At 71.1% G+C, this 24,633-nt stretch carries 25 protein-coding genes and 1 riboswitch; of the genes, 9 read left to right on the plus strand and 16 right to left on the minus strand.

From position 1 onward, the window contains the following. Positions 1–45: 45 nt before the first annotated feature. From hpaD to ASF76_RS13445, 3 genes are all read left to right on the plus strand, one after another. A complete protein-coding gene (gene hpaD, locus ASF76_RS13435) occupies positions 46–1,233 on the plus strand; it encodes a 3,4-dihydroxyphenylacetate 2,3-dioxygenase (RefSeq protein ID WP_055958726.1) in 1,188 nt (395 codons plus the stop codon). A 231-nt stretch (positions 1,234–1,464) separates the two neighbouring features. Beyond that, positions 1,465–2,250, plus strand: coding sequence for a fumarylacetoacetate hydrolase family protein (locus ASF76_RS13440; protein WP_055958729.1), 786 nt, complete (start codon positions 1,465–1,467; stop codon positions 2,248–2,250). Further along, entirely contained in the window at positions 2,235–3,035 is an 801-nt protein-coding gene (locus tag ASF76_RS13445; protein ID WP_055958731.1) for an HpcH/HpaI aldolase family protein, read from the plus strand. Before ASF76_RS13440 ends, ASF76_RS13445 begins: the two co-directional genes overlap by 16 nt. On the opposite strand, the gene ASF76_RS13450 is transcribed toward ASF76_RS13445, so the two are convergent. Further along, the gene (locus tag ASF76_RS13450) at positions 3,029–3,868 is read right to left on the minus strand and encodes a helix-turn-helix transcriptional regulator (RefSeq protein ID WP_055958735.1); all 840 of its coding nucleotides are present in this window, start codon (positions 3,866–3,868) and stop codon (positions 3,029–3,031) included. The genes ASF76_RS13445 and ASF76_RS13450 overlap by 7 nt on opposite strands. 101 nt (positions 3,869–3,969) lie before the next feature. Between ASF76_RS13450 and hxlB the strand changes: the two genes are divergently transcribed. Both hxlB and hxlA read left to right on the plus strand, forming a co-directional pair. After that, the gene (hxlB, locus tag ASF76_RS13455; protein WP_055958738.1) at positions 3,970–4,545 is read left to right on the plus strand and encodes a 6-phospho-3-hexuloisomerase; all 576 of its coding nucleotides are present in this window, start codon (positions 3,970–3,972) and stop codon (positions 4,543–4,545) included. Positions 4,546–4,582: 37 nt separating this feature from the next. Beyond that, on the plus strand, positions 4,583–5,206 hold the full coding sequence (gene hxlA / locus ASF76_RS13460; RefSeq protein ID WP_055958741.1) for a 3-hexulose-6-phosphate synthase: 624 nt from the start codon (positions 4,583–4,585) through the stop codon (positions 5,204–5,206). 70 nt (positions 5,207–5,276) lie between these two features. Here the strand turns inward: hxlA and ASF76_RS13465 are convergent, their stop codons facing one another. The 3 genes from ASF76_RS13465 to glyA form a co-directional block, all read right to left on the minus strand. Continuing rightward, the gene (locus ASF76_RS13465; protein WP_055958745.1) at positions 5,277–5,765 is read right to left on the minus strand and encodes a hypothetical protein; all 489 of its coding nucleotides are present in this window, start codon (positions 5,763–5,765) and stop codon (positions 5,277–5,279) included. A gap of 156 nt (positions 5,766–5,921) precedes the next feature. Then, positions 5,922–6,806 carry a bifunctional methylenetetrahydrofolate dehydrogenase/methenyltetrahydrofolate cyclohydrolase gene (locus ASF76_RS13470; RefSeq protein WP_055958748.1) on the minus strand — a complete coding sequence of 295 codons (885 nt, stop codon included), beginning with the start codon at positions 6,804–6,806 and terminating at the stop codon, positions 5,922–5,924. A gap of 519 nt (positions 6,807–7,325) precedes the next feature. Beyond that, on the minus strand, positions 7,326–8,600 hold the full coding sequence (glyA, locus tag ASF76_RS13475) for a serine hydroxymethyltransferase (protein ID WP_055958753.1): 1,275 nt from the start codon (positions 8,598–8,600) through the stop codon (positions 7,326–7,328). Positions 8,601–8,657: 57 nt separating this feature from the next. Beyond that, positions 8,658–8,743, minus strand: a riboswitch (ZMP/ZTP riboswitch). Between the two features lie 201 nt (positions 8,744–8,944). Here glyA and ASF76_RS13480 point away from each other — a divergent pair. The 3 genes from ASF76_RS13480 (at position 8,945) to ASF76_RS13490 (ending at position 12,187) form a co-directional block, all read left to right on the plus strand. Next, the gene (locus ASF76_RS13480) at positions 8,945–9,331 is read left to right on the plus strand and encodes a YrdB family protein (protein ID WP_235561304.1); all 387 of its coding nucleotides are present in this window, start codon (positions 8,945–8,947) and stop codon (positions 9,329–9,331) included. After that, positions 9,328–10,692, plus strand: coding sequence for an FAD-binding oxidoreductase (locus ASF76_RS13485; RefSeq protein WP_055958756.1), 1,365 nt, complete (start codon positions 9,328–9,330; stop codon positions 10,690–10,692). Before ASF76_RS13480 ends, ASF76_RS13485 begins: the two co-directional genes overlap by 4 nt. A 103-nt stretch (positions 10,693–10,795) precedes the next feature. Next, entirely contained in the window at positions 10,796–12,187 is a 1,392-nt protein-coding gene (locus ASF76_RS13490; RefSeq protein ID WP_055958760.1) for a L,D-transpeptidase family protein, read from the plus strand. Between the two features lie 377 nt (positions 12,188–12,564). On the opposite strand, the gene ASF76_RS13495 is transcribed toward ASF76_RS13490, so the two are convergent. After that, positions 12,565–14,784, minus strand: coding sequence for an NADP-dependent isocitrate dehydrogenase (locus ASF76_RS13495; protein ID WP_055958763.1), 2,220 nt, complete (start codon positions 14,782–14,784; stop codon positions 12,565–12,567). Between the two features lie 239 nt (positions 14,785–15,023). Between ASF76_RS13495 and ASF76_RS13500 the strand changes: the two genes are divergently transcribed. Beyond that, positions 15,024–15,476 carry a GNAT family N-acetyltransferase gene (locus tag ASF76_RS13500; protein ID WP_055958767.1) on the plus strand — a complete coding sequence of 151 codons (453 nt, stop codon included), beginning with the start codon at positions 15,024–15,026 and terminating at the stop codon, positions 15,474–15,476. 60 nt (positions 15,477–15,536) lie between these two features. Here the strand turns inward: ASF76_RS13500 and ASF76_RS13505 are convergent, their stop codons facing one another. The 11 genes from ASF76_RS13505 to mpaB all read right to left on the minus strand — a co-directional run bounded on the left by ASF76_RS13505 (position 15,537) and on the right by mpaB (position 24,376). Then, complete coding sequence (locus ASF76_RS13505) at positions 15,537–16,313, minus strand: hypothetical protein (RefSeq protein WP_156459260.1); 777 nt, start codon at positions 16,311–16,313, stop codon at positions 15,537–15,539. Next, on the minus strand, positions 16,310–17,038 hold the full coding sequence (locus ASF76_RS13510; RefSeq protein ID WP_055958772.1) for a hypothetical protein: 729 nt from the start codon (positions 17,036–17,038) through the stop codon (positions 16,310–16,312). The genes ASF76_RS13505 and ASF76_RS13510 overlap by 4 nt, the downstream gene beginning before the upstream one ends. Continuing rightward, positions 17,035–17,751: an ABC transporter ATP-binding protein gene (locus ASF76_RS13515; protein ID WP_055958775.1), complete on the minus strand. Its 717-nt coding sequence runs from the start codon at positions 17,749–17,751 to the stop codon at positions 17,035–17,037. The genes ASF76_RS13510 and ASF76_RS13515 overlap by 4 nt, the downstream gene beginning before the upstream one ends. Continuing rightward, positions 17,748–19,439, minus strand: coding sequence for a daptide biosynthesis intramembrane metalloprotease (gene mpaP / locus ASF76_RS13520; RefSeq protein ID WP_055958779.1), 1,692 nt, complete (start codon positions 19,437–19,439; stop codon positions 17,748–17,750). Before mpaP ends, ASF76_RS13515 begins: the two co-directional genes overlap by 4 nt. Next, positions 19,429–20,250: a daptide-type RiPP biosynthesis methyltransferase gene (gene mpaM, locus ASF76_RS13525; protein WP_055958782.1), complete on the minus strand. Its 822-nt coding sequence runs from the start codon at positions 20,248–20,250 to the stop codon at positions 19,429–19,431. Before mpaM ends, mpaP begins: the two co-directional genes overlap by 11 nt. Positions 20,251–20,321: 71 nt before the next feature. Then, entirely contained in the window at positions 20,322–20,444 is a 123-nt protein-coding gene (mpaA3, locus tag ASF76_RS17620; protein ID WP_268774744.1) for an MpaA3 family daptide-type RiPP, read from the minus strand. A gap of 62 nt (positions 20,445–20,506) precedes the next feature. Next, on the minus strand, positions 20,507–20,629 hold the full coding sequence (gene mpaA2 / locus ASF76_RS17625; RefSeq protein WP_268774746.1) for an MpaA2 family daptide-type RiPP: 123 nt from the start codon (positions 20,627–20,629) through the stop codon (positions 20,507–20,509). 45 nt (positions 20,630–20,674) lie between these two features. Beyond that, on the minus strand, positions 20,675–20,812 hold the full coding sequence (gene mpaA1 / locus ASF76_RS17365) for an MpaA1 family daptide-type RiPP (RefSeq protein WP_200936136.1): 138 nt from the start codon (positions 20,810–20,812) through the stop codon (positions 20,675–20,677). Next, entirely contained in the window at positions 20,809–22,023 is a 1,215-nt protein-coding gene (locus ASF76_RS13530) for an iron-containing alcohol dehydrogenase (RefSeq protein ID WP_162240825.1), read from the minus strand. The genes mpaA1 and ASF76_RS13530 overlap by 4 nt, the downstream gene beginning before the upstream one ends. After that, positions 22,020–23,270, minus strand: a complete 1,251-nt coding sequence (gene mpaD / locus ASF76_RS13535) for a daptide-type RiPP biosynthesis aminotransferase (protein ID WP_156459261.1) — start codon at positions 23,268–23,270, stop codon at positions 22,020–22,022. The genes ASF76_RS13530 and mpaD overlap by 4 nt, the downstream gene beginning before the upstream one ends. Further along, complete coding sequence (mpaB, locus tag ASF76_RS13540) at positions 23,267–24,376, minus strand: daptide biosynthesis RiPP recognition protein (RefSeq protein WP_055958788.1); 1,110 nt, start codon at positions 24,374–24,376, stop codon at positions 23,267–23,269. The genes mpaD and mpaB overlap by 4 nt, the downstream gene beginning before the upstream one ends. Positions 24,377–24,633: the final 257 nt, after the last annotated feature.

A 24,633-nucleotide genomic window follows, 5' to 3' on the forward strand; every position in this document is an offset into this window, starting at 1 on the left:
CGCCCCCGCCCCCTCCCCTACTCGTCATACGCAAGGACGCGAACCATGGCAAAGCACACCGAAGAACAGAAGACCTCCTCGGGGTTCTGGGTGACCCAGGAAGCACCGATCCACTCCGACGACCCGATCCCCACGCCGAAAGCCCCCGCGCCCGACATCCTGCGCTGCGCCTACATGGAGCTCGTGGTCACCGACCTCGCGGCATCCCGTGTCTTCTACGTCGACATCCTGGGACTGCACATCACCGAGGAGGATGACGAAGCGATCTACCTCCGCTCGACCGAGGAGTTCATCCACCACAACCTGGTCCTGCGCCAGGGCCCGATCGCCGCGGTGGCCGCGTTCTCGTATCGCGTCCGCAGCGCGGAAGACCTCGACAAGGCCGTCGCGTTCTACGGCGAGCTCGGCTGCGAGGTGCGCCGCGAGCCGAACGGGTTCACGAAGGGCATCGGCGACTCGGTGCGCGTCGTCGATCCCCTCGGTTTCCCGTACGAGTTCTTCTTCGACACCGAGCACCAGGAGCGCCTGTCGTGGCGCTACGACCTGTACTCCCCCGGCGAGCTCGTCCGCCTCGACCACTTCAACCAGATCACCCCCGACGTGCCCCGGGCGGTGAACTTCATGCAGTCGCTCGGCTTCCGCGTCACCGAGGACATCCAGGACGAAGACGGCGTCGTCTACGCCGCGTGGATGCGCCGCAAGCCCACCGTGCACGACACCGCCATGACCGGCGGCGACGGGCCCCGCATGCACCACGTGTGCTTCGCCACGCACGAGAAGCACAACATCCTCGCCATCTGCGACAAGCTCGGCGCGCTCCGCCGATCGGATGCCATCGAGCGCGGCCCCGGCCGCCACGGCGTTTCGAACGCGTTCTACCTGTACCTGCGTGACCCCGACGGCCACCGCGTCGAGGTCTACACGCAGGACTACTACACCGGCGACCCCGACAACCCCGTCATCACATGGGACGTGCACGACAACCAGCGCCGCGACTGGTGGGGCAACCCGGTCGTTCCGTCGTGGTACACCGAGGGCTCTCTCGTGCTCGACCTCGACGGCCGGCCCCAGCCCGTGCGCGCCCGCACGGATTCGAGCGAGATGGCCGTGACGATCGGCGCCGACGGCTTCAGCTACACGCGCCCGCCCGAGCAGGTCGGCGCCGGGGCTTCGGCATCCGGTTCCTCTGTCTCCGCTCCCACGGGCGAGTTCAAGCTCGGCAACCAGCTGTAGCAGGCGCCCCGCGAACCGCGTCCCACTTATGGCTGCCCACGCCCTCGCCACACCGCCGAATCTGGGACACCGCCCGCACAAAGTGGGACACAGCCCCGCTCGACCAACCGCGTCCCACAAACGGCTGCCCACACCCCCGCCAGGCCGCCGAACCTGGGACACCGCCTGCACAATCGGGGACAACGCCTGACCACAATCGGGACGACGTCCGCACGACGCAAGAAGGACAGCATGCTCACCGACGCACAGATCGACGCCATCGCGGCCAAGCTCGCCGAGGCCGACCGCGCCCACGCGGTCATCCCGCGCATCACGACGAGGTACCCGGATGCCACGGTCGACGACTCGTATCGGATCCAGGGCCGCTGGCGCGACACGCAGATCGCCGCCGGCCGCACCCTCGTGGGGCGCAAGATCGGGCTGACCTCCAAGGCGATGCAGCAGGCGACGGGGATCACCGAGCCCGACTACGGCGTGATGTTCGACGACACCGTCTACCGCTCCGGCGCGCAGATCCCCGTCGACCACTTCTCGAACGTGCGCATCGAGGTCGAGCTCGCCTTCGTGCTGAAGGCGCCGCTCGAAGGCCCCGACTGCACGCTCGAGGACGCCCTCGCCGCGATCGACTACGCCGTGCCCGCGCTCGAGGTGCTCAATTCGCACATCGAGCTCGAGGGCCGCACCATCGTCGACACCATCAGTGACAACGCCGCCTACGGCGCGATGGTGCTGGGCGACGTTCGCAAGCGCCCCGACGAGGTCGACCTGCGCTGGGTTCCGGGCGTCCTCAGCCGCAACGGCGAGATCGAGGAGACCGGCGTCGCCGCCGGTGTCCTCGGCCACCCCGCCACCGGCGTCGCGTGGCTCGCGAACAAATTCCACCAGCACGGCGCGCGCCTGGAGGCGGGCGAGATCATCCTGGCAGGATCGTTCACACGCCCGATGTGGGTGTCGCGGGGCGACGACGTGCTGTGCGACTACGGACCGATGGGAACGATCTCGTGCCGCTTCGTCTGAGCCCCACCTTCCGCGCCGTCCTCGCAGCATCCGATCGCCCGCTCGCCGGAATGTGGGTGTGCTCGGGCAGCGCGGTGGTCGCGGAGGTCGCCGCCGGCTCCGGCCTCGACTGGCTGCTCATCGACATGGAGCATTCCGCGACCTCGCTGGAGTCGGTGCTGACCCAGCTGCAGGTCGCCGCCGCCTACCCGGTGACCCCGGTCGTCCGGGTGCCGTGGAACGACCCCGTGATCATCAAACGCGTGCTCGACGTGGGGGCGCAGAACCTCATCGTCCCCATGATCTCCACCGCCGACGAGGCGCGCGCGGCGGTCGCGGCGACGCGGTACCCGCCGACAGGCATCCGCGGGGTCGGCAGCGCCCTCGCCCGCAGCGCCCGCTGGAACCGCATCGACGGCTACCTCGCGGGGGCCGCCGAGCACGTCTCGCTGACGGTGCAGATCGAGACGACCGCGGGCGTCGCCAACGCCGCCGAGATCGCGGCCGTCGAGGGGGTGGATGCCGTCTTCGTCGGCCCCTCCGACCTCTCGGCATCCATGGGGCTCCTGGGGCAGCAGTCGCACCCCGACGTCGTCGCGGCGGTGCACGCGGTATTCGCCGCAGCACAGGATGCCGGGACCCCGGTCGGCGTGAACGCCTTCGATCCCGCCGTCGCTGATGCGTACCTCGATGCGGGCGCCGACTTCGTCGCGGTCGGTGCCGACGTCGCCCTTCTCGCCCGCGCATCGGAGGCGCTCGCGGCGCGCTTCGTCGCCCCGCGGAGCAGCGAGCGCGAGAGCTACTGACCGCGCGCGGTCCCGAGCGCCGCCAGCTCCGCGCGCGTGGAGACGCCGGCCTTCCGCAGCAGGTTCGACACGTGGAACTTCGCCGTGTTCTCGCTGATCCCCAGACGTTCCGCGATGGCGCGGTTGCGCGAACCCGCGACGACCAGGCTGAGCACCTCGCTCTCGCGCGGGCTGAGGTCGACCGCCTCGTCGAGGAAATCGGGCCGCGGCGGCGGATCGAGCGGCAGCACGACCGACAGCTCAGAGCCCCACCCGGGCGTCGAAGCGACGTCGAACGAGCCGTTGAGTGCGCTGACCCGCTCCACGATCGGCCCCAACGAGTCGTCGTGGGCGGTGAGGGTGCCCGCTCCGTCGTCGCGGATGCCGACCAGCAGATTCAGCCCGTCGCAGTCCCACTGGATGCGCACGCGGTGGGGGGTGCCCCGGTCGAGCAGGGCGAGCACGGCGCTGCGGACGATGGCCCGCGCCTCGTGGGCGACTTCGCCCGGCAGGGCACGTCCGGTCGCCGGCGGCTCGACGAACTGCACGTCGAGGTCGCCGTGCCGGACGAGCGGGCGGAGGTCGGTGCGCAGGCGAGCGAACGCACCGGTCACGGGTTCCAGCAGGGCGCTGCGCTGCTGATCGGTGGACGTCCGCAGATCGACGAGGGCGGCAGCCGCGGTCTCGACGGCCAGGGCGCGCGCGGCCCGGTCGTCGAGCCTCGTCGACCGCAGGATCGCCAACACCGATTCGAGCGTCACGGCATGACGGTCGGCCTGCTCGGCGACGATGCGTTCGTGTTCGATGGCGGAATCGCGAGACGCGGTCGGGGACGGTTCGGGCGACTCGTTCACGCGCCAAACCTAGCCCATCGGCAGGCACCTACCCGTTCGGGTAGGTAGGCCCGTGCCATCGACCGGCGACGGTCACGCCCGGTGAGGCGGAGCATGGAGGCATGTCTTCTTCCGACGCCCGCATAGCGGACTCCCTCGCCCGGATCTCCGGCGAGCTGACCGCGGTCGTCGACCATCTCGCCGCCGAGCCAACCGGTCTTGACGTCGTCCTCGACGTGCTGACCGACGCCGACCGCGTCTTCGTCCTCGGTGCCGGTCGCTCGGGCCTGGCGCTGCGCATGACCGCGATGCGCCTCATGCACCTCGGCCTCGACGTACACGTCGCCGGCGAGACCACCACCCCGGCCATCGGCCCCGGCGACGCGCTCCTGACCGCGAGCGGCTCGGGCACGACGGCGGGAATCGTCCGCGCGGCCGACACGGCGACCGAGGTCGGCGCGCGCATCGTCGCGATCACCACGGCAGCCGATTCCCCGCTGGGCCGCACTGCCGACGCCCTCGTCGTGGTGCCCGCCGCGGCGAAGCTCGACCGCTCGGGAGCCTCCTCGACGCAGTACGCGGGCGGTCTCTTCGAGCAGGCCGTCGTGCTCGTGGGCGACGCGATCTTCGACGCGCTGTGGCAGCGCTCGGGGCTCTCGGCCGACGACCTCTGGCCGCGCCACGCGAACCTCGAATGATTCCTCCCTCCCCACCGCAGAAAGTAAGGACACCCGCATGAAGCTGCAGTTCGCCATGGACACCCTCACGACCGAGGCCGCCCTCGATCTCGCCGCCGCCGCGGCGCCCCACGTCGACATCCTCGAGCTGGGCACGCCGCTCATCAAGAGCGAAGGCCTCTCGGCCATCACCGCGATCAAGAAGGCGCACCCCGACAAGATCGTCTTCGCCGACCTGAAGACGATGGATGCCGGTGAGCTCGAAGCCGACATCGCCTTCGGCGCCGGTGCCGACCTCGTCACCGTGCTCGGCTCGGCCGGTGACAGCACGATCGTCGGCGCGGTCACCGCGGCCAAGAAGCACGGCAAGGGCGTCGTCGTCGACCTGATCGGGGTGGCCGACAAGCCCGCCCGCGCCCGCGAGGTCATCGCCCTCGGCGCCGAGTTCGTCGAGATGCACGCCGGCCTCGACGAGCAGGCCGAAGAGGGCTTCACCTTCGGCACCCTGCTGCGCGACGGCGAAGCGGCCGGTGTGCCCTTCTCGGTCGCCGGCGGTGTCACCGTCGCGAGCATCGCCGACGTGCAGAAGTCGGGCGCGCGGGTCGCCGTCGCCGGCAGCGCCATCTACAGCGCCCCCGACGTGGGCGCCGCCGCGGCCGCGCTCCGCGCCGCGATCGTCTGACCGCAGCCCGAGCCGAACGAAAGAAGAGGGACCGAGCCGAGCGGCTCGGTCCCTCTTCTCGTGTCGAGGATCAGCCCTCGGTGGTCTCTTCGTCGTCCTCATCGTCGTCGCCGATGATCTCGATGTCTTCGACCTCGAGGTCGGGCGTCAGCTGCACGTGCACGAGCGCGTCGGGGAACGACGTCTCACCCGCGAAGACCACGATGATCGCGTCGGCGAACACGCCCACACCGATCGCTTCGAGATCGGTGCGGAGGTCGACATCGGCGTCGAGCTCACCGTCGTCGAGGGCGTCCTCGATGTCGCTCGCGACCTCTTCGACGATGGCGCGCCAGCGGTCCTCGCTCACCGTGAGGATGTCTTTCAGGCCCGACATGATGGCGTCGAGATCGGGGGCGTCCTCGTCGTCGAGCTCGGGATCGAGGTCGACCTCGACCTCGACACCCGCGGCCTCCAGCTGCGCCGCACCGATGACGCTGTCTTCGTCGATCTGGGCGTCGTCGAGAAGGCCGCTCTCGGTCACGCGGCGGAGGAGGTCGTTCAGTACTGACTCAGTCATGAGAAAACCTTGCCACGTCGGGCGGGTGCGCGCCTCCCCCATTGCGCGCGCGAATCCGTCTGTTCAGTCGACGGCACGGCGTGGTTCACCGGCGTGCGGTGGTGAGACGCGATGGCTCGCGTCCTGTGCTCCGCAGATGCGACGCGCACGCGGAGATCAGGCGGATGCCGCGCGCTCGGCGGCCTCGACGACGTTCGTCATCAGCAGGGCCACCGTCATCGGTCCGACGCCCCCGGGGTTGGGCGACACGAAGCCCGCCACCTCGGCGACGTCCGGGTGCACGTCGCCGTACACGCGCGACTTGCCGGTCTCGGGGTCGGTCTCGCGGGTGACACCCACGTCGAGCACGGCGGCTCCGGGCTTGACGTCTTCGGCGCGCACGATGTGCTTCACGCCCGCGGCGGCCACGATCACGTCGGCATCCCGCAGGTGCTTCGACAGGTCGGCCGTGCCGGTGTGCGTCAGCGTCACGGTCGCGTTGATCTCGCGGCGGGTCAACAGCAGGCCGATCGAGCGGCCGATGGTCACGCCGCGCCCGACAACGACGACCTCTTTGCCCTTCAGGTCGTAATCGTTGCGCAGCAGCAGCTCGATCACTCCCCGCGGCGTGCAGGGCAGCGGAGTGAGGATGGGTGCGTTGACGTTGAGCACCAGGCGGCCGAGGTTGGTGGGATGCAGGCCGTCGGCATCCTTCGCCGGATCGATGCGCTCGAGCACCCGATCCGTGTCGATGTGCTTCGGCAGCGGCAGCTGGACGATGTAGCCGTGACACGCGGGGTCGGCATTGAGCCGGTCGATGACGGCCTCGACCTCTTCCTGAGTCGCCTCCGCGGGCAGCTCGACCTGGATCGAGTTCATGCCGATCGCCTCGGATTGCTTGTGCTTCATCCCGACGTACAGCTGCGACGCCGGGTCGGCGCCCACGAGCACGGTGGCGATACCGGGCACGATGCCGCGCTCGCGCAGAGCGGCGACCCGCTCGGCCAATTCGTCTTTGATGGCCGCGGACGCGGCCTTGCCGTCGAGAATCGTCGCCGTCATGGCATCCCTCTTCCTGAGTGTCGATGGGGGTCGTGCGGGGTGTCGATCGGGGTCGTGCGGGGTATTGATCGGGGTCGTACGGAGTGTCGATCGGGTTGCGCGGGGGTGTCCACCCCACGCATAAACGCTTCCTGCTCGCGTAAACGCACTGTCCTCGCGTTTATGCGAGCGGATCGCGTTTATGCGAGCGGATCGCGTTTATGCGAGCGGATCGCGTTTGTGCGAGCGGATTGCGTTTGTGCGTGCTGAGCGGTGACGCCGGCGCCCTTTGAGGGCCGCGAGGCCGTCGGCTGCGGACCGGCCACCACCGCGCGCATAAACGCCCACGACGGGGATAAACACGCTCTGCTCGCGTTTATGCGCGCGGATCGTGTTTATGCGAAGCGGATCGCGTTTATGCGAAGCGGGTCGGATGCCGTGTGCGCCACAGCGGGACCGGATGCCGGCACCCGCCGCCGTGCAGACGGCGGGTCACCCGCCGAGACGGGGCCGCAGCACGCCACCCCGCCCCGGCGGGGCTCACTGCTGCAGGTCGGGGTACAGCGGGAAGGCGTCGGCCAGCTTCGCGACGCGCGCGCGCAGCGCCTCGACGTCGGCGCCCGGGATCAGCGCGAGGGCGATGATGTCGGCCACCTCGGTGAACTCCGCGTCGCCGAAGCCGCGGGTCGCGAGCGCCGGGGTGCCGATGCGCAGACCCGAGGTCACCATCGGCGGGCGCGGGTCGTTGGGCACGGCGTTGCGGTTGACCGTGATGTGGATCTCGTGCAGCAGGTCTTCGGCCTGCTTGCCGTCGATCTCGGCCTCGCGGAGGTCGACGAGCACGAGGTGCACGTCGGTGCCACCCGAGCGCACGGCGATGCCGGCATTCTTGACGTCGTCCTGGGTGAGACGGTCGGCGAGGATCGACGCGCCCCGCAGGGTGCGCTCCTGGCGCTCCTTGAACTCCGGCGTCAGCGCGAGCTTGAACGCCGTCGCCTTCGCGGCGATGACGTGCATGAGCGGGCCGCCCTGCTGACCGGGGAAGACCGCGGTGTTGATCTTCTTGGCGAGGGCTTCGTCGTTGGTGAGGATGAGACCCGAGCGGGGGCCGCCGATCGTCTTGTGCACGGTGGTCGACACGACGTGCGCGTGCGGGATCGGCGAGGGGTGCACGCCCGCGGCGACCAGACCGGCGAAGTGAGCCATGTCGACCCACAGCAGGGCGCCCACCTCGTCGGCGATCGCGCGGAAGGCCTCGAAGTCGAGCTGTCGGGGGTAGGCCGACCAACCGGCGATGATGACCTTCGGCTTGTGCTCGAGGGCGAGACGGCGCACCTCGTCCATGTCGATGATCGAGGTCTCGGGGTCGACGCCGTAGGCGACGATGTCGTAGAGGCGGCCCGAGAAGTTGATCTTCATGCCGTGAGTGAGGTGACCGCCCTGGTCGAGGGCGAGGCCGAGCAGCGTGTCGCCGGGGCGGGCGATGGCGTGCAGCACCGCCGCGTTCGCCGACGCACCCGAGTGCGGCTGGACGTTGGCGTACCCGGCACCGAACAGCGTCTTGGCACGCTCGATCGCGAGGGACTCGGCCACGTCGACCTCTTCGCAGCCGCCGTAGTAACGACGACCCGGGTAGCCCTCGGCGTACTTGTTGGTGAGCACCGAGCCCTGCGACTGCAGCACCGAGACGGGGACGAAGTTCTCGGACGCGATCATCTCGAGGAAGCCGCGCTGACGGTCGAGCTCGCGCTGCAGAACCTCGGCGATCTCGGGGTCGACCTCGGAGAGAGGGGCGTTGAAGTACGGATCGGTCATGCGATCTCCTTGACGATGGTTCGGGATGCCACGGACTCGGCGAATCCGCGGAGATACCGCATCGACCCAGGCGTACGGTCGAATACCGTCAAGCGGTCGCTCCCCGGTGGTGTCCCACCTCAACGCCAGTCGCGACGCTGCCACATTACCGGTTTCCCCCGCGGCACGCAGAGCGCATCCTGCGGGTTTCCCGGGGAACGGACGGTGCCGAGGGCGTACCTCGGCCCGCGCGGAAGACCCCGTCGCGCAGGAGCCACCGCCCCCGAGCGACGGACCCCCGCAAGGGATCGCCCGCGCCGAGCCGGCCGGCACCGCACCATCGCAGACGACGTACCATCGAAGACGTGTCCGACACTCCCCGCGTCCGTGCCGCTGCGCCCCTCGATCCGGGCATGCGTCCCCGCCCGACCGCGATCGAGATCATCAGCGTGGCCTGCGGTCTCGTCGCGTTCGTCACGCTGGCCATCTGGGGCTTCACGGCCTGGCCACTGCCCTGGAACATCGTCGCGGGGCTCGGTGCACCCGCCCTCGCCATCGTGGTGTGGGCGCTGTTCGTCTCTCCCCGTGCGGTGCTCGCCGTGCACCCCTTCATCCGCGCCATCGTCGAGCTCTTCGTCTACGCCGCCGCCACCATCGCCTGGTGGAGCATGGGCCAGGCGTGGATCGGACTCGGCTTCGCCGTCGTCGCGGTGACCGTGGGCGCGGTGAACGGCCGCCGGCGCTTGGCGTGAGCACCGACGTCGTCGCCCTGCTGCGCGCGGAATTCGGCGAGCGGGTCGACGTCCGTCCCTCCGCCCTCGAGGCCGTGCGTGCCGACAAGTCGGGTCACTCGGCCCCGGGCCTCCCCCTCGCCGTCGTGCACGCGGCATCCGTCGCCGATGTGCAGGCGACGTTGCGCATCGCCTCGGCCACCCGTACCCCGGTCGTCCCGCGCGGCGCCGGCACGGGACTCGCGGGCGGCGCCAACACCGGCGGCGGCGAGATCAGCCTCTCGGTGCGCGGCATGGACCGGGTGCTCGAGGTGCGGCCCGACGACCTCCTCGCCGTGGTCGAGCCCGGCATCCTCAATGCCGATCTGAACGCGCTGCTCGAGCCGCACGGCGTCTGGTGGGCGCCCGACCCGGCCAGCCGCGCCATCTCGACGGTCGGTGGCAACATCGCCACCGGTGCCGGCGGGTTGCTCTGCGCGAAGTACGGCGTGGTGCGCGACGCGGTGCTCGGCGTCGACCTCGTCCTCGCAGACGGCCGCCTGCTGCGCCTCGGCCATCGCAGCGTCAAGGGCGTCACCGGTCTCGACCTCACGTCGCTGGTCATCGGCTCCGAGGGAACGCTCGGCGTGGTGGTGGGCGCCACCCTGAAGCTCCGCCGTCTCGTCGAGGGTGAGCGCGTCACGCTGACCGCGCTGTTCGACGGCGTGCGCGCCGCCGCCGTAGCCTCGGCCGCGGTCACGGCATCCGGTGCGCAGCCCGCGATCATGGAGCTCATGGATGCCACGAGCCTCGCGGCCGTGCACCGGTTGCTGTCGCTGCCGGCTCCTCCCCCGGGCGCGGCGCAGCTGACGGTGCAGACGGACGGGCCCGTCGCCGCCACGGAAGCCCGCGCGATCGCCGACGTCCTCCGCGCGGCCGGCGGCACCGTCACCGTCGCAGCCGACGCCGCCGAGGGCGAGGCGCTGCTGGCGATCCGCCGCGCCATGCATCCGGCGATGGAGACGCTGGGCACGACGCTCATCGAGGACGTCTCCGTTCCCCGCAGCGCGCTACCCGACATGTTCGACGAGATCGCGCGCATCGAGCGGCAGTTCGGACTCGCGATCCCGGCGGTCGCTCACGCGGGCGACGGCAATCTGCACCCGAACTTCGTGTTCGAGGGCCCCGAGGTCCCGCCGGTGGTGTGGGATGCCGCCGAGGAGCTCTTCCGCGCGGCCCTCGCACTGGGTGGCACGCTGACCGGCGAGCACGGGATCGGCGTTCTCAAGCGGCGCTGGCTGGCCGACGAGCTGGGCGACGACCAGTGGCGACTGCAGCGCGACATCGCCCGGGTGTTCGACCCGCTCGGCATCCTGAATCCGGGCAAGGTCTTCGCGCCGTGAGGGTCGCGACGACACGGGCGTGATGAGAACGTGACGTGGCTCCCGGCGAACGCGCAGCGGTCTCCCATAGCATGGGAAGACTGACTTGTGGGGGGTTCGACCAATGACCGACGGTACCGACGGCGCCACGTACGCCTGGGCTCCGGCCGAGCCCAAGGCGCGTAAGAACCGCTCCGGCCTGTGGATCGGCATCCCCGCCGGCGCCACGGCCGTGGCCCTCATCGCCGCGTCCCTGGTGCTGATCGCGCCCGGTGCGTCCGTCGCCGGTGTGCAGATCGGCGGCCTGACCGCGGGAGCCGCAGCGCAGGCCATCGAGGCTCGCCTGGCGCAGACGACCGTCACCGTCGAGAGCCCCGCCGGTGAGGTCACCGTCACCGGTGCCGACCTCGGCGCCACGGTCGACGCGGCCGCCGTCGCCGACAAGGCGTTCGCCGACAACCCCATGTGGAAGCCCGCGTCGTGGTTCCCGCAGGGCACCGGCGTCGCTGTCGACGTCGACGCCGCCGATGCGGCCGCCGCCCTGCGCGACCGCGCGCCCGGCGCCTTCCGTGCGCCGGTCGACGCCTCGCTCGCGTACGACGCCGGTTCCCAGACCTACGTGACCACCCCCGCCGAGGCCGGCGAGGGCATCGACGTCTCCACCGTCACCGCCGCACTGCAGTCTGCGTTCGACGCCGGCACCCCCTCGACCACGGTCGAAGCGGGCCTGGTCGCCGTCGACGCCCCCGTCTCGACCGAAGAGGCCGACGCCGCCGTGGCGAAGCTCAACGGCATCCTCGACTCGGCGGGCTTCTACGTCGGCGACGAGCGCACGGTGCCCGTCGACCGTGCCACCGCGGCATCCTGGATCACCGTCACGCCCGACGGCAAGGGCGCGTTCGCCATCTCGGCCGACGAAGCCGCCATCCAGAACGCCGTCGCGGGTCTCGCCGGCACCGTCGACCGTGCCGCCGTCGACGCCGACGTCATCGTCGACAGCGGTGGCGAGGTCATCAAGGCCTTCACCGAGGGCCAGACCGGTCGCTCGCTCGGCGACACGAGCGGCATCGCCGCGGCCTTCGCTTCGCAGCTCGCCGAGGGCAACGCACGTTACGCCCTCACCGTCGCCGAGACGCCCTTCGACACTAAGAAGACCGAGCGTCGCATCGAGGTCAACCTCAGCGCCCAGTCCGTCACCCTGTACGAGAACGGCCAGGTCTACCGCAACTGGTCGATGTCGTCGGGCAAGAGCGGCTGGGAGACCCACACCGGCGAATTCCGCATCGGCTGGAAGACGACGATGCAAGACATGGGGTGCGTCGACGGCTACGACTACTGCACCAAAGACGTCCCGTGGGTCGCGTACTTCAACGGCGACGAGGGGTTCCACGGGACCTACTGGCACAACAACTTCGGCACCCCGATGAGTCATGGCTGCATCAACCTCACGGTCAACAACGCCAAAGAGCTCTACGACTGGGCGTACAAGGGCACCGAGGTCTCGGTTCACTACTGAGCCCGGACCAAGAAAGGGGCGGACGCCGAACGGCATCCGCCCCTTTCTCGTCGCCGGCGACGCAGATTCCGGCACCTGCCGCATCGCGTCGATCGCGTCCGCTTGTCGCCGGCGTTCTCGTTCGCGGGGGCCGCGTGGGGCGTTCCGCCTCGAGAAACAACGCAGGGAATCCGCTCCCGCCGCCTCGCTGACCACCGCGTTGCCGTGCCGCCTCGCGCACGACTCCTGCGCTGCGTCTGTGGGAGGCGCTCGAGCGGCGTCGTGAGCTCGCGCAAGCAGGAGCTGTGCCGGCTCGAACACGCGTTTCGCGGCCGGACCCGAAGGAGGGGCGGATGCCGTGCGGCATCCGCCCCTCCCGGGATCTGCGTGTCAGAGACTCAGCGGAGTCCGTCGATCACCGCGTTCAGCGTGGTCGAGGGGCGCATGATCTTTTCGACGAGGGCCGTATCGGGGCGGTAATAGCCGCCGATCTCGGCCGCGTGGCCCTGCACCGCGTTCAGCTCGGAGACGATGGTCTGCTCCTCCGCGGCGAGCTGCTCGGCGACCGGCGCGAAGATCGCCGCGAGGTCGGCATCCGTCGACTGCTTCGCCAGCTCCTGCGCCCAGTAGAGGGCGAGGTAGAAGTGGCTCCCGCGGTTGTCGATGGTGCCGAGGGCGCGACCGGGCGACTTGTCGTTCTCGAGGAACGTGCCGGTCGCGGCATCGAGGGTCTGCGCGAGGACGCGAGCGCGGTCGTTGCCGGTGGTGTCGGCGAGGTGCTCGAGCGAGGCCGCGAGGGCGAAGAACTCCCCCAGCGAGTCCCAGCGCAAATAGTCCTGCTCGACGAGCTGCTGCACGTGCTTCGGCGCGGAACCGCCGGCGCCGGTCTCGAACAGGCCGCCACCCGCGAGAAGCGGGACGATCGAGAGCATCTTGGCGCTCGTACCCACCTCGAGGATCGGGAACAGGTCGGTGAGGTAGTCGCGCAGCACATTGCCGGTGACCGAGATGGTGTCCTCGCCGCGGCGGATGCGGTCGAGGGAGTACTTCGTCGCGTCCGCCGGGGCGAGGATCTCGATCGTGAGGCCCTCGGTGTCGTGGTCGGCGAGGTACTCGTTGACCTTGGCGATCAGGTTGCGGTCGTGCGCGCGGCTCTCGTCGAGCCAGAACACCGCGGGCACACCGGCCGCCCGGGCGCGCGTGACGGCGAGCTTCACCCAGTCGCGCACAGCGACGTCTTTCGTCTGCGTCGCGCGCCAGATGTCGCCCGCGTTCACCTCGTGCTCGAGCAGCACATCACCATTCGAGGCGACGACCTGTACGCGGCCGGCCGCGGGGATCTCGAAAGTCTTATCGTGGCTGCCGTATTCCTCGGCGGCTTGGGCCATGAGCCCGACGTTCGGCACCGAGCCGATGGTGGCGGGATCCAGCGGACCGTTCGCGATGACGTCGTCGATGGTCGCCTGGTACACGCCGGCGTAGGACGAGTCGGGGATGACGGCGAGGGTGTCGTCTTCTCCCCCGTCGACCCCCCACAGCTTGCCGCCGTTGCGGATGAGCGCGGGCATGGAGGCATCCACGATCACGTCGGAGGGCACGTGCAGATTGGTGGTGCCCTTGTCACTGTTGACGTATGACAGGCGGGGACCGGATGCCAGCGCGTCGCGGATGTCGGTCGCGATGGCGTCGCCGCCCTCGACGCTCGACAGACCCGCCAGGATCGAGCCGAGGCCGTCGTTGGGGGTCAGGCCGGCGGCGGCGAGGGCGTCGCCGTAGCGGTCGAACACGTCGGCGAAGAACGCCTTGACGACGTGGCCGAAGATGATCGGGTCGCTGACCTTCATCATGGTGGCCTTGAGGTGCACCGAGTACAGCACGTCGTCGGCCTTCGCCTCGGCCAACGTGTCGGCGAGGAACGCGTCGAGAGCGGCGGCCGAAAGGAACGTGGCATCCACGATTTCGTCCTGGAGCACCTTCAGGCCCTGCTTCAGCGTGGTGACGGTGCCGTCGGCGCCGACGTGCTGGATCGAGAGCACGTCGTCGGCGGCGATCACGACCGACTTCTCGTTCGAGCGGAAGTCGTCGTGGCCGAGGGTGGCGACCCGGGTCTTCGAACCCTCACCGAAGGCCTTGTTGCGGTGCGGGTGCTTCTTGGCGTAATTCTTCACCGCGAGGGGCGCGCGGCGATCGCTGTTGCCCTCGCGCAGCACCGGGTTCACAGCCGACCCCTTGATGCGATCGTAGCGGGCGCGCACATCTTTGTCGGCGTCGCTCGATGCCTCATCGGGGTAATCGGGGATGTCGTAGCCCTGCGCCCGCAGCTCGGCGATCGCGGCCTTCAGCTGAGGAATGGATGCCGAGATGTTCGGCAGCTTGATGATGTTCGCCTCGGGCAGCGTCGCGAGGCCGCCGAGCTCGGCGAGCGCGTCGCCGACCCGCTGCTCGGCGGTGAGCCGCTCGGGGAAGGCCGCCAGGATGCGGCCGGCGAGCGAGATGTCGCGGGTTTCGACGTCGACCCCCGCCTGCTTCGTGACGGCCTGCACGATGGGCAGGAACGACGCGGTGGCAAGAGCCGGCGCCTCGTCGGTGTACGTGTAAATGATGGTGGAATCGGGCACGTCAGATCTCTCCGTAGAGGCGGCCAGGGTTGCGTTTCAGCCTATCGCACGTGGGCAAAGTCTCTCGATATCGAGATACTTCTCCCTCGGAACCGTTCGCCGCGCCACTTCGCGCGCCGGGGTCGCCGCACCGGCACGGGTGAACGTCGAGACGCGGATCGACCACGCGCGGGTGACGGGCGGGGCCGGGAAGCGCGGGCGACCTTGGGACTCGGTGGCCGTGCCGCTAACCTGGGCGCATGGCTGACCTGCGTCTCGTCGAACTGTCCGCCGCCACGATCGTGGCGGTGAACACCCTGTCGCTCAAGCCCGGCCAGGAGCAGTTCCTCGCTCCGGTCAGCTACGGCATCGCTGCGACCGTGAGCAATCCGCAGACGTCGTGGCAGCGGGTCGTGCTCGACGCCGACGAGGTCGTCGGGTTCGTCAGCGCCAACTTCGACCCCGACGCGCACGAGGAGCACTTCCGCTCGGTGCTCTGGCGCATCAACGTCGACGCAGACGAGCAGGGCCGCGGCGTCGGCAGCTACGCCCTCGCCGCCGTCCTCGAGGAGGCACGCGGCCGCGGCATGGACCACGTCGACGTGATCTACGAACCCGGCGTCGGCGGCCCCGAGGCGTTCTTCGAGCGCGTCGGCTTCGAGGCGGTCGGCGAGACCGAGTACGGCGAGATCATCGCGCGCGTGCGCGTCTGAGGCGACCGACGGGGCGATCCACTTCTCCGTCGTCCCCGGAGAGCGCCGACGACGCTCTGGTCACCGCACGTCTCGCCGCAGGAACGACCACGCGCCCGCGGCGAGCGCGATGGCTACCCATGCGGTCGCCAGAGCGCACGCGAGCCCCTGTCCCGGTCCGACGGTCTCGCCGATGCCGAGCGCCTCGAGATCGAGGCCGGCGCCGCGGAGCATCGTGGGTAGCGGCATCCAGGCCGAGATGTCCGGCCACAGGGAAGCCGCCATCAACGCGGCGCTGATCGAGAACGGGGCGATGAAAAGCGCCGGCAGATGCGCCTGGACGACGAGCCCGACGCCGAGTCCCCAGACCGCGGCGGCCGCGCCCACGGCGAGGATCGCCAGGACATCGCCGAGATCCACGCCGGCGAGACCGAAAGTCGGCACCAGCGCGAGACGCCCGCCGAGCACCGCCGCGGCAGCGACCGTCGCTCCGCCCAGCGCCGCGAACGGCACCCGACCGACGAGCGCCCAGGGGCGCGACTGCAGCGTCGCCCGCTGCGCGACGACCCCGGAGCGACGGTCCACCGTGTACCGGAACGAGCCGTAGATCGCGGCCATGACAGCGGCATAGACGCCGATCACCGCCGACAGCGGCCCGACCACCAGCATCTTCACGTCCTCGGGCGCCCCGGCGACGTCAGGGGGGATGCTCGCGGCGATGGACGCGGAGAGCACGAACGTGGCCGCACCGATCCCGCCGAGGGTCAGGTCGGCCCCGAAGCTCCGCCCCTGAGCGGCGAGAGCGCGACCCACGCGCCGCGGCAGGGAGGGAGCGGCCACCACGGGAGCGGCCGTCACGCGAACCGCCGCCGTCCGACGATCCACGCACCCGTCGTCAGGGCGAGAGCCCAGGCGAGGGCCACGGCCAGACCACCGCCCGGCGAGAGCAGCACGGGATGGTTCTGCGGCGACGCCAGTGCAGCGAGCGACAGCCCCGGCAGGAAGCGGGCCATGTCGGGTGCGGTGCCGAGCAGAGCGAGCTCGAGGGCGATCGGACCTGCCAGTACCAGGGCGGCCGCGGCGTAGTAGTTGCCCACGATCCAGCCGACCGCGGCGCCGCAGACGGACCCCAGCGCCGTCGCGGGAAGCGCGCCGAGCGCCGTCCGGAACACCGCCGGGGACGGAGCGAAAGCGAGCCCATTCACGCTCAGCACCACGGCGCCGACACCGCACCAGAGGAGGATCAGGCCGGCGGTGAGGACCAGTCCGACGACCATCGCCGCGAGGACCTTGCCGACGAATGCGCGCGCGAACCCGACCTGGACGACCGTCCGGCCCATCGATCCGTAATAGAACTCGCGGGTCACGCCGAACGCCCCCGCGAACGCCGCCACCACGAAGGTCCACGCGACCGGGGCGAAGAGCAGACCCGCGGCGGTCTCGGCATCCAGGCCCGTCATCCGCCCGAGGGTGTCGTCGCTGGTGAGGACGATGACGGGGACGAACCCCGCCAGCAGCAGGACCGCGAGGGTGTTGAACCCGCTGCGCGCGCGCAGGATCTCGGCACGCATCGCCCCGATCACGCGCGGCTCCCCTCGACGAGGTCGAAGTAGCGATCCTCGAGGGAGTCCCCGGGGCCGCGCACCAGGTCGTCGAGCGCGCCGGAATACAGCACCCGGCGCTGGAGGATGACGACTTCGTCGACGGTGTGCTCGAGTTCGGCGAGCTGATGGCTCGATACGAGCACCGATCCCCCGGCCTGCGCGAAGGACCGGAGGTAGCGACGCAACCACCGGATGCCGTCCGGGTCGAGGCCGTTAGAGGGTTCGTCGAGCACGAGCGTGCGGGGCGAGCCGATGAGCGCGGCCGCGAGCCCGAGCCTCTGCACCATGCCCGTCGAGAAGGACTTCACTCGCCGCCGGGCGTCGCCGGCGAGCCCGACCTCGTCGAGCACCTCGTCGACACGCCGGCGGGGGGCACCGACAGCGAGGCGTGCGATGTCGAGGTGTCGTCGCGCCGTGATGCCGGGCTCGAAGCCGAATCCGTCCATCTGCACACCGATGTGGGCCGACGGCTGCACGAGACGGCGGAACGGCAGGCCGTCGACGAGTGACTCGCCGTCGGTCGGGGCGGACAGACCGACGACGGTGCGCAGCGTCGTGGACTTCCCCGCTCCGTTCGGGCCGAGCAGCCCCACGACGCTGCCGCGACGCACGGCGAACGAAACGTCTTCGACGGCCGTGCGGGAACCGTATCTCTTGGTGAGGTGGCGCACCTCGATAGCGGGGTCGATCATCGTCGGGTCTCTTTCGTATCGGTGTCCGGCGGGCTCAGGAACGAGAGGAGGACAGACGCCGGCTCGACGACGTGGGTCGTCCACGCCGCCTCGAGCACGGAACGGGAGCCGAGGCGGAGGCTCGCGCGGCCGGCGACGGGCAGTTCGGAGCTCTCGGCGACATCAACGGCGCCGATCACGACGGCGTCCACGTCGACTCCGCTCACCTCGAGGGGCGAGAACGCCGAGAGGGGCACGGCCCGGGGGCGCGGCGCCGTCGCCCACGCGGTCCCGGTCGCGACGTGCGCGGAGAGGATCCCGCTCGTCGACAGGTCGACCGGGCTGCCGTCGGCCACGGGGAGCGACGCGGGCGAATCATCCGTCGACACGAGGAGCACCCGGTCGTCGGCCACGACGAAGCCGGTCGTGCGGACGTCGTCGACCGGGACGGAGGCCGCCGCGCCGAAGGCGGCGGCCGTCAGGAAGGCCGCCAGCAGGACGAATCGGAGGCGTCCTGTGCCCCGCCGCCAACACGCCACCAGCCATCGCGCGACGCGTACGCCGACGGCGACCACGACGAACGATTGAAGGGCGAGGACGAGGAACGCGCCCACCGGCCCCGTGCCGGCGAGGGCGCGCACCGCCCGTTCGACGGCGAACCCCACGATGACGGTGGGTACGAGGGCGCTCAGCACCCCGAAGGGCACGCTCCATCGACGCGGAAACGACCGCGGTCCCGCCGGGCCGCCGAAGAGGACGCGACGGAGGGCGTCCGCGGCGTCGCTCATCGTGCGGGCGCGCAGACGGGGCTCGTCCAGCGCGCTCATGAGCGCCAGGTAGCCGTCGAAGCGGACGAACGGGACCAGGTTGACCACGACCACCGTGACGCACGTGCACGCCACGACGAGCAGCGCCCGGCGCAGGTCGGAGTCGGGAACGGCGAGCGCCCCCAGGGCCGCGGCCCCGCCGAGGACGGCGTGGACCGCCGGACCCGCCAGGGCCACCACGACGCGGGAGGCGCGCGAGGGAAGGCGCCACGCGTCGGTGACGTCGACGAAGAACGCCGGGCCGAGGTACAACAGCATCACCCCGGCGCGACGCGGCTGCGCACCCGCGTGAGAAAGCGTCAGGCCGTGCGCGGCCTCGTGGGCCAGGGTTGCGGCGATCATCACCGCCGCGACGAGGCCCAGGTCGGCCAGCGGGAGCGGAGAGGTGAGCGCGCGGGCGGCCGTCTCGGCCTGCCACACCAGAGCGACGCCACCCAGGACGACGATCGCCGCGAGCGGCCACACCAGCCACCGACGCAGGAGCGGCCGCAGCAGCCGATGCAGACGATCGAAGAGGAGAGGGGCGCGCAGCGTCGCGAGCTGGATCGTCAGCGGCGGCCGATAGGTCACGCGCCCGGCGGGGCGCCTCGGTGAGCCCTCGAGCAGACCGGCCCGGCGGAAACGCTCCACGAGTGCGGCGAACGCTTCCGGCTCCTGGTCGGGGGCGAAGCGCCGGCGCAGGTCGTCGACGGCGGCAGTGCCGTCCATCGCACTCAGGGTCGCCGCGACGGTCGAGGACGCCCGCGACACCGGCACGCCGTCGATGCTGACGAGCCAGTGCCCGCCGTTGGCCGCGGGCTCGATGCGAACGGTGTCGGCGAGCCGCGGCGGTACCGCGGCGTGCGGTGCACGGGCGGGCGGGCGGAGCGCATCACGCGACATCGGCGCCTCCGTCGTCGGCGCGGGTGTGCAGCAGCACCATGCCCTCACCCGGCACGGCCCCGTTCGTGCGCACCGGGATCGTCGCGGGCGGGGCGAACCCGGCGTCCCGCAGTTCGGCGGTCACCGTCGCCGCGTCGAGGAGCTGCAGCCGTGTGGTCAACACGCGCACGGGACCCGGCGACGTGGGCAGCGGGAACGGCATCCAATTCACGATGCGCGTGGCGCCGCCCGCCTCGACCTGCTGGGATTGCAGGTAGTCCGTGTGTCCGTGTGCCGTCTCGACGGCGATCTCCCGATCGGAGGAAACGCGTAGCTGGGCGACCGCGCCAGACCCCGCGACCGAGAGCAGCAGGCTCCCGGTAGGAGCGAGGTGCCGACGGACGGCACCGTAAAGGCGTCGACGGTCCGCGCCGCCGAGCAGCGTAATGGAGGTCGCGCCGAGCACGATGAGATCGAAGGCTCGCTCGAGATCGAACGCGCACATGTCGGCGACGACGAACGTGCACGGCGACTGCGGCGGGACGGCGTCGCGAAGTCGCGCGAGCATGTCGGGCGAGAGGTCGAGGGCGGTGACACGCGCGCCGGAACGCAGCAGCGGGACGGTGAGCCGGCCGGTCCCCGCGGCGAGGTCGAGCACCTCGGGACCGCTGCGGCGCGCGACGGCGAGCACCTCGAGGATCTCGGATCGGTCCGGCCCGACGAGGTCGTCGTAGAACCGTGCGCCGTCACCGGCGTACACGTCGCTCGGGTCGGCGACGCATCCGGCTTCCGCCAGGCGGTGGCGCACGGAGTCGGTGAGCGGTGCGGTCATGGCTCCTCCTGGAGGTGTGGTGGTGGACCGTCGAGGGGGACACGCCGGCGGCGTCTCCCCCTCGATGGCGTTCAGGTCGCGATGGCGACCGTCGCGGCGGCGATGGCGATGAGGTAGCTGGCGTGCTCCCACCACTCCATCGGCGCGTCGAGGGCGTCGAGTTCCTCGAAGCCCAGAGCGAGATCGTTCGGCATGTGTCACCTCCTCAGTGCGGCAGAGGAAGGGATGCCACGGTCGCGGCATCCGTCGAGAGTCCTCAGGTGGCGGACAGGGCGATGAGCCCGAGGGCCACCCCGTAGCTGAAGCCGCGGAACCAATCCCATCCGTCGTCAGGGGCGTCCATCGAGTCGAGCTCGACGAACTCCAGGGTGGAAGTCATGTGCATGTCACCTCCTTGATGGTCACGGGGTCGATCGGTTCGCCCTCACGTGGCGATGGCGATGCCGATACCGACGACGGCGAGTCCGCCCAGGACGCCCTGATAGAAGCTCTCCCAGCTCGGGGTCTCCAGGGCGTCGAGCTCCTCGAACTGCAGCTGCGGCGAAAGAGCGAGAGACGTCATGTGTGGTCACCTCCTCTCGATCTCATCGGGATGGTCTCCGGGGCGAGTCGTGACGCGTCGGCGCGTGCGGAGGTCGGAGCCCACCGGGCCCCCTCGAGCACCGCGCGCACGTCGGACGCCGTGATCCCGGGCAGAGCGGGTGCTCGCCCGCCCCACCACCGCTCCACGCGGACCGCCATCGACGTCAGGGCGTCCGGGTCGGGTCGGGTCGCGAGAGGGAGCGCCCATCGCGCGACCAGAGCATCGATGCCCGCCGAGGGAGCGATCGGGAGCCGCGTCCCGCGAACCACCTCGCGCCAGAAGGCCTCCAACGGCCGCGGCGATCCCCAGCGGGAGTCGCCATCCTCGATGCATCGCCACACGCCGGCGACGATCGACGCCGTCGCGCGCATCTTCGTCGTGCGGGCGACGAAGGACACCTCATTGGCGAGGTACCAGTGACGGGGACTGAAGGACACGCGTCCGCGTAAGGCCGCCGTGCGCTGCGTGGCTGCGCTCCAGCGCGCGATCATCAGCCGCGCCGCGGGCGACAAGGACCCGTCGCCGAGCCCGACGAGGGCGCGGCCGATCGCGACGGCGTGTGCGTGCGCCCGGGGGTGCGCACGTTCCGCCGTACTGGCACCGGCCAGACGCAGGATCGCTTCGAGGCATCCGGTCCGGGCCTGCACGCCCGGGAGCGTGATGTAGTGATCGGCGTCCAGGACGGCGTAGCGCGGGCGAAGCCCCTCGCCGACGATCAGTCGCTGCCCGTGATCCGTCCGGACGATCGCGACGGAGTTCGTCTCGGCGGACGTGCCAAGGGTGGTGGGGACGGCGATGACGTCGACCGCCGCGACGTCGGGGGGCGGGAGCGGCACGACCGCGACACGCGCCGACCGATCGAGCGCCCACGTCAGCGTGCGGGGCGACGCGACGCCGACCGCGGCGACCGCCGCCGTGTCGATCGTCGTGCCCCCTCCCACCGCGACGACCGTCTCGACCCGGGCGTCCCGGAGTCGCGCGGCGACGGCATCGACGGCCGAGGCGTCGACGCGGGCGGTGTCGAGGGCGACGACGACCGCGGGATGCGCGACGACGTCGGCCAGATGCGCGAGCCGCGCGTCGACCACGACAGCCGTCCGACGCCCCGCCGTCGCCGCCGCGCACACCGAACGGGCGACGGAGAACCCGGCGACGAGCGTCGATCGTCGCCGGTGCACGATCGCACTCACGCCCACCGCTCCGTCATCCGGGCGATGCCCACCCGGATGGCCGCGTCGAGTTCCGCGAAATCGGCGTCGGTGTAACCGTAGGCGGGGAGGAGCTGGATGCCGTCGACCCCCGGATGCACGATCGCCCCGGCCGTGTGGATCGCGTCCACCAGCTCGGCGACGCGCGCAGGGGGCAGGCGGGGCTCGACGGGGTCTGCGAGCGCCAGGCCGAGGAAGGCACCGCGACCCCGGACCTCGACGGCGAGACCGTCGCGGACGAGGCCGTCGGCGAGTGCCCGGACGCCTGCGCTCACACGCGCGACGGCATCCCGCGTCCCGCGTCCGCGGAACTCCTCCGCGACGGCGCTCACCGCAGCGGCGCACGTCGGAGTCCCGGCCTGGGTCTCGCCGTGCACGAACACGGCACCGCGGTCGGCGAACTCCGCCGCGACACGCGCACCGACGAGTACGGCCGCGGCTCCGACCGCTCCGTTGGTGAGGGCCTTGGACAGCACCAGCAGGTCAGGCGAGCGCGACCACTCCTCCGAGGCGAAGAGCGGCCCGGTGCGACCGAATCCCGTCGCGACCTCGTCCGCGACGAGCAGGAAGCCGTGCTCGTCGCGGAGGTCGAGAACCGTCTCGACGAACGCTGTCGGAAGCGGGTGAGCGCCGGTGCCGAGCACCGGCTCGACGACGACGGCGGCTACGCGGGGCCCTTCGCGTCGCAGGAGCGCTCCGAGATCCTCACCCCCGTCGCGATACTCGACGTGACGCACCGCGCGGCGGTCGAGTGCGTACGCGCCCTGGCCGAGCGCGTCGCCGCTCAGCGCGTGGCTGCCGTACATCGTGCCGTGGTAGCTGCCGCGCAGACCGACGACGAGCGTGCGCGCACCCTCGCCGCGCTCCCCCTGGTACTGCCGCACGAGCTTCATCACCGCGTCGTTGGCCGCGCCGCCCGAGGTGGAGAAGATCACGCGGCGATACGACTCGCGACCCGCCAGGTCGAGCAGGGCGTCCGCAGCCTCGAGCGCGGGGCCGTGGACGGCGCGGAACAGCGTGAGATACGACGCGTCGTGCAGGGCTTTCGCGACCGCGTCGGCGACACCCTCGTGGCCGTAGCCGAGCGGCACGTTCCACAGGCCGCTCGTCGCGCACAGGCGCTCCGACCCGTCGGCATAGCGGATGCGGTGGCCGCGCGCCGAGATCGCGATCCGATCGGCGCCGAAGGTCGCGTCGGCGCGCACCAGGGCCGGCCAGACGGAACTCACGCGCCTCCTCCGAGAACCACCGTCGCCGAGGGACCGGCGCCCGATGCCCCCGGCCCGGGAACCGGCGACGCCGAGACCGCGCGCGCGGAGCGGGCGGGCTGGGATGCCAGGGGCACGCCGGCACGGACTCCGAGACGCCCCGCGGCCTCGGCGCACAACTGCGCGGCGGTCGTCTCGGGGATCCGCTCCATCCGCGCGAGACGCTCCGTGGCACGGTTCGGATCGCTGGAGGTCTGCAGGGTCGCCACGACCCTGGCCGTCAGGTCGGAGAGGCGCTGCCGGCGACGCGTGCGCAGGTCGGCGAGGAGCACGCCGCCCGCCGTCTCCACGAGGAAGGCGTCGTCGGGTCCCGGCTGCGCGTCACCCTCCGACGCCGCGTCCGCCGACCAGCCGAACCCGTCGATCCGCCCCTCGCCGGGTCGGATCCCGAGCACGCCCCAGACCTGTGCGGCACGCAGGTAACGCGCGAGCCACGACCGGGAGCCGAGTCCGTCGACGACGACGGTCTCGGCGACGACTCCCGTCAGCGCCGTCCACCGCGGGCGGGAGGCCCACAGGTCGTCGACGGCGGTGTCGACGGCTCCCAGTCGCTCGCCCTGGGCGCCCGCGGTGATGCGGCCATCGGCGTGGACGTGAAGCGCTTTCGGCGGGGCGACGTCGAACGGCGCGTCGACCGTCCCGGCATCGGCGAGCCGCAGTCTCGGGTCGACGAGCGGACCGGCGAAGACTCCCGCGTCTCGGGCGAGATCGGCGTCGTCGAGGAAAGCACGCCATCCGTCGAGGTCGAAGAAGCGCATGGCGGTCGGACCCACGAGCTCGACGTAGGCCGCCGACGCGTAGTGCTGCAGATCGATCGCGTGACCGGCGACGTGGAGCATGTCGCCGATGTCGTCGAACGCACCCCGGTAGCCGATGACCCGCGCCGCCGTCTCCACCGGGAGGGCGTCGGGGACGAGAAGGACGTCGTCCGCGCCGAGCGTGACCGCGACCCGGCCGGCGGATGCGCCCGGAGCGCAGAACACCGCACGCCGGAACGACCGGGGCCGCCCCGTGATCCATTCCACGACGACGCGGGCGTCGCGCTCGTCGACGGTTCCTCCGGCCACCGGACACCTCCCCTCGCCGCAGCTCCGCGCTCGTCCGGAGTGCGGAGGTCCCCGTTGAGACCGGGGACTGAGAAGGAATGTATACATGCCTTGCTTGCCGCGCGAGGGGGGAGAGTTCCGATTCACCCGGTGGTCCAGAGGCGATCACCTCACCAGACGGACGGGCCGATCGACGGCGAGCGAGCGCGGCGACATCACGGCCGGGAACGCCACGCCGTCACGGTCAAGGAACGTCAGGACACACGCCCAGCGACGAC

This window comes from Microbacterium sp. Leaf151 (genome assembly GCF_001424225.1).
GTDB lineage: Bacteria > Actinomycetota > Actinomycetes > Actinomycetales > Microbacteriaceae > Microbacterium.

Excerpts from the sequence above, each read along its gene's own strand:
- mpaA2 (WP_268774746.1), bottom strand. The coding sequence starts at position 20,629 with ATGACTTCCACCCTGGAGTTCGTCGAGCTCGACTCGATGGACGCCCCT.
- mpaA1 (WP_200936136.1), bottom strand. The coding sequence starts at position 20,812 with ATGACGTCTCTCGCTCTTTCGCCGCAGCTGCAGTTCGAGGAGCTCGAC.
- hxlB (WP_055958738.1), top strand. The coding sequence starts at position 3,970 with ATGTCTTCTTCCGACGCCCGCATAGCGGACTCCCTCGCCCGGATCTCC.
- hxlA (WP_055958741.1), top strand. The coding sequence starts at position 4,583 with ATGAAGCTGCAGTTCGCCATGGACACCCTCACGACCGAGGCCGCCCTC.
- ASF76_RS13500 (WP_055958767.1), top strand. The coding sequence starts at position 15,024 with ATGGCTGACCTGCGTCTCGTCGAACTGTCCGCCGCCACGATCGTGGCG.
- ASF76_RS13440 (WP_055958729.1), top strand. The coding sequence starts at position 1,465 with ATGCTCACCGACGCACAGATCGACGCCATCGCGGCCAAGCTCGCCGAG.
- ASF76_RS13470 (WP_055958748.1), bottom strand. The coding sequence starts at position 6,806 with ATGACGGCGACGATTCTCGACGGCAAGGCCGCGTCCGCGGCCATCAAA.
- mpaP (WP_055958779.1), bottom strand. The coding sequence starts at position 19,439 with ATGTCGCGTGATGCGCTCCGCCCGCCCGCCCGTGCACCGCACGCCGCG.
- ASF76_RS13465 (WP_055958745.1), bottom strand. The coding sequence starts at position 5,765 with ATGACTGAGTCAGTACTGAACGACCTCCTCCGCCGCGTGACCGAGAGC.
- ASF76_RS13490 (WP_055958760.1), top strand. The coding sequence starts at position 10,796 with ATGACCGACGGTACCGACGGCGCCACGTACGCCTGGGCTCCGGCCGAG.
- mpaM (WP_055958782.1), bottom strand. The coding sequence starts at position 20,250 with ATGACCGCACCGCTCACCGACTCCGTGCGCCACCGCCTGGCGGAAGCC.
- ASF76_RS13515 (WP_055958775.1), bottom strand. The coding sequence starts at position 17,751 with ATGATCGACCCCGCTATCGAGGTGCGCCACCTCACCAAGAGATACGGT.
- hpaD (WP_055958726.1), top strand. The coding sequence starts at position 46 with ATGGCAAAGCACACCGAAGAACAGAAGACCTCCTCGGGGTTCTGGGTG.
- mpaA3 (WP_268774744.1), bottom strand. The coding sequence starts at position 20,444 with ATGCCGAACGATCTCGCTCTGGGCTTCGAGGAACTCGACGCCCTCGAC.
- glyA (WP_055958753.1), bottom strand. The coding sequence starts at position 8,600 with ATGACCGATCCGTACTTCAACGCCCCTCTCTCCGAGGTCGACCCCGAG.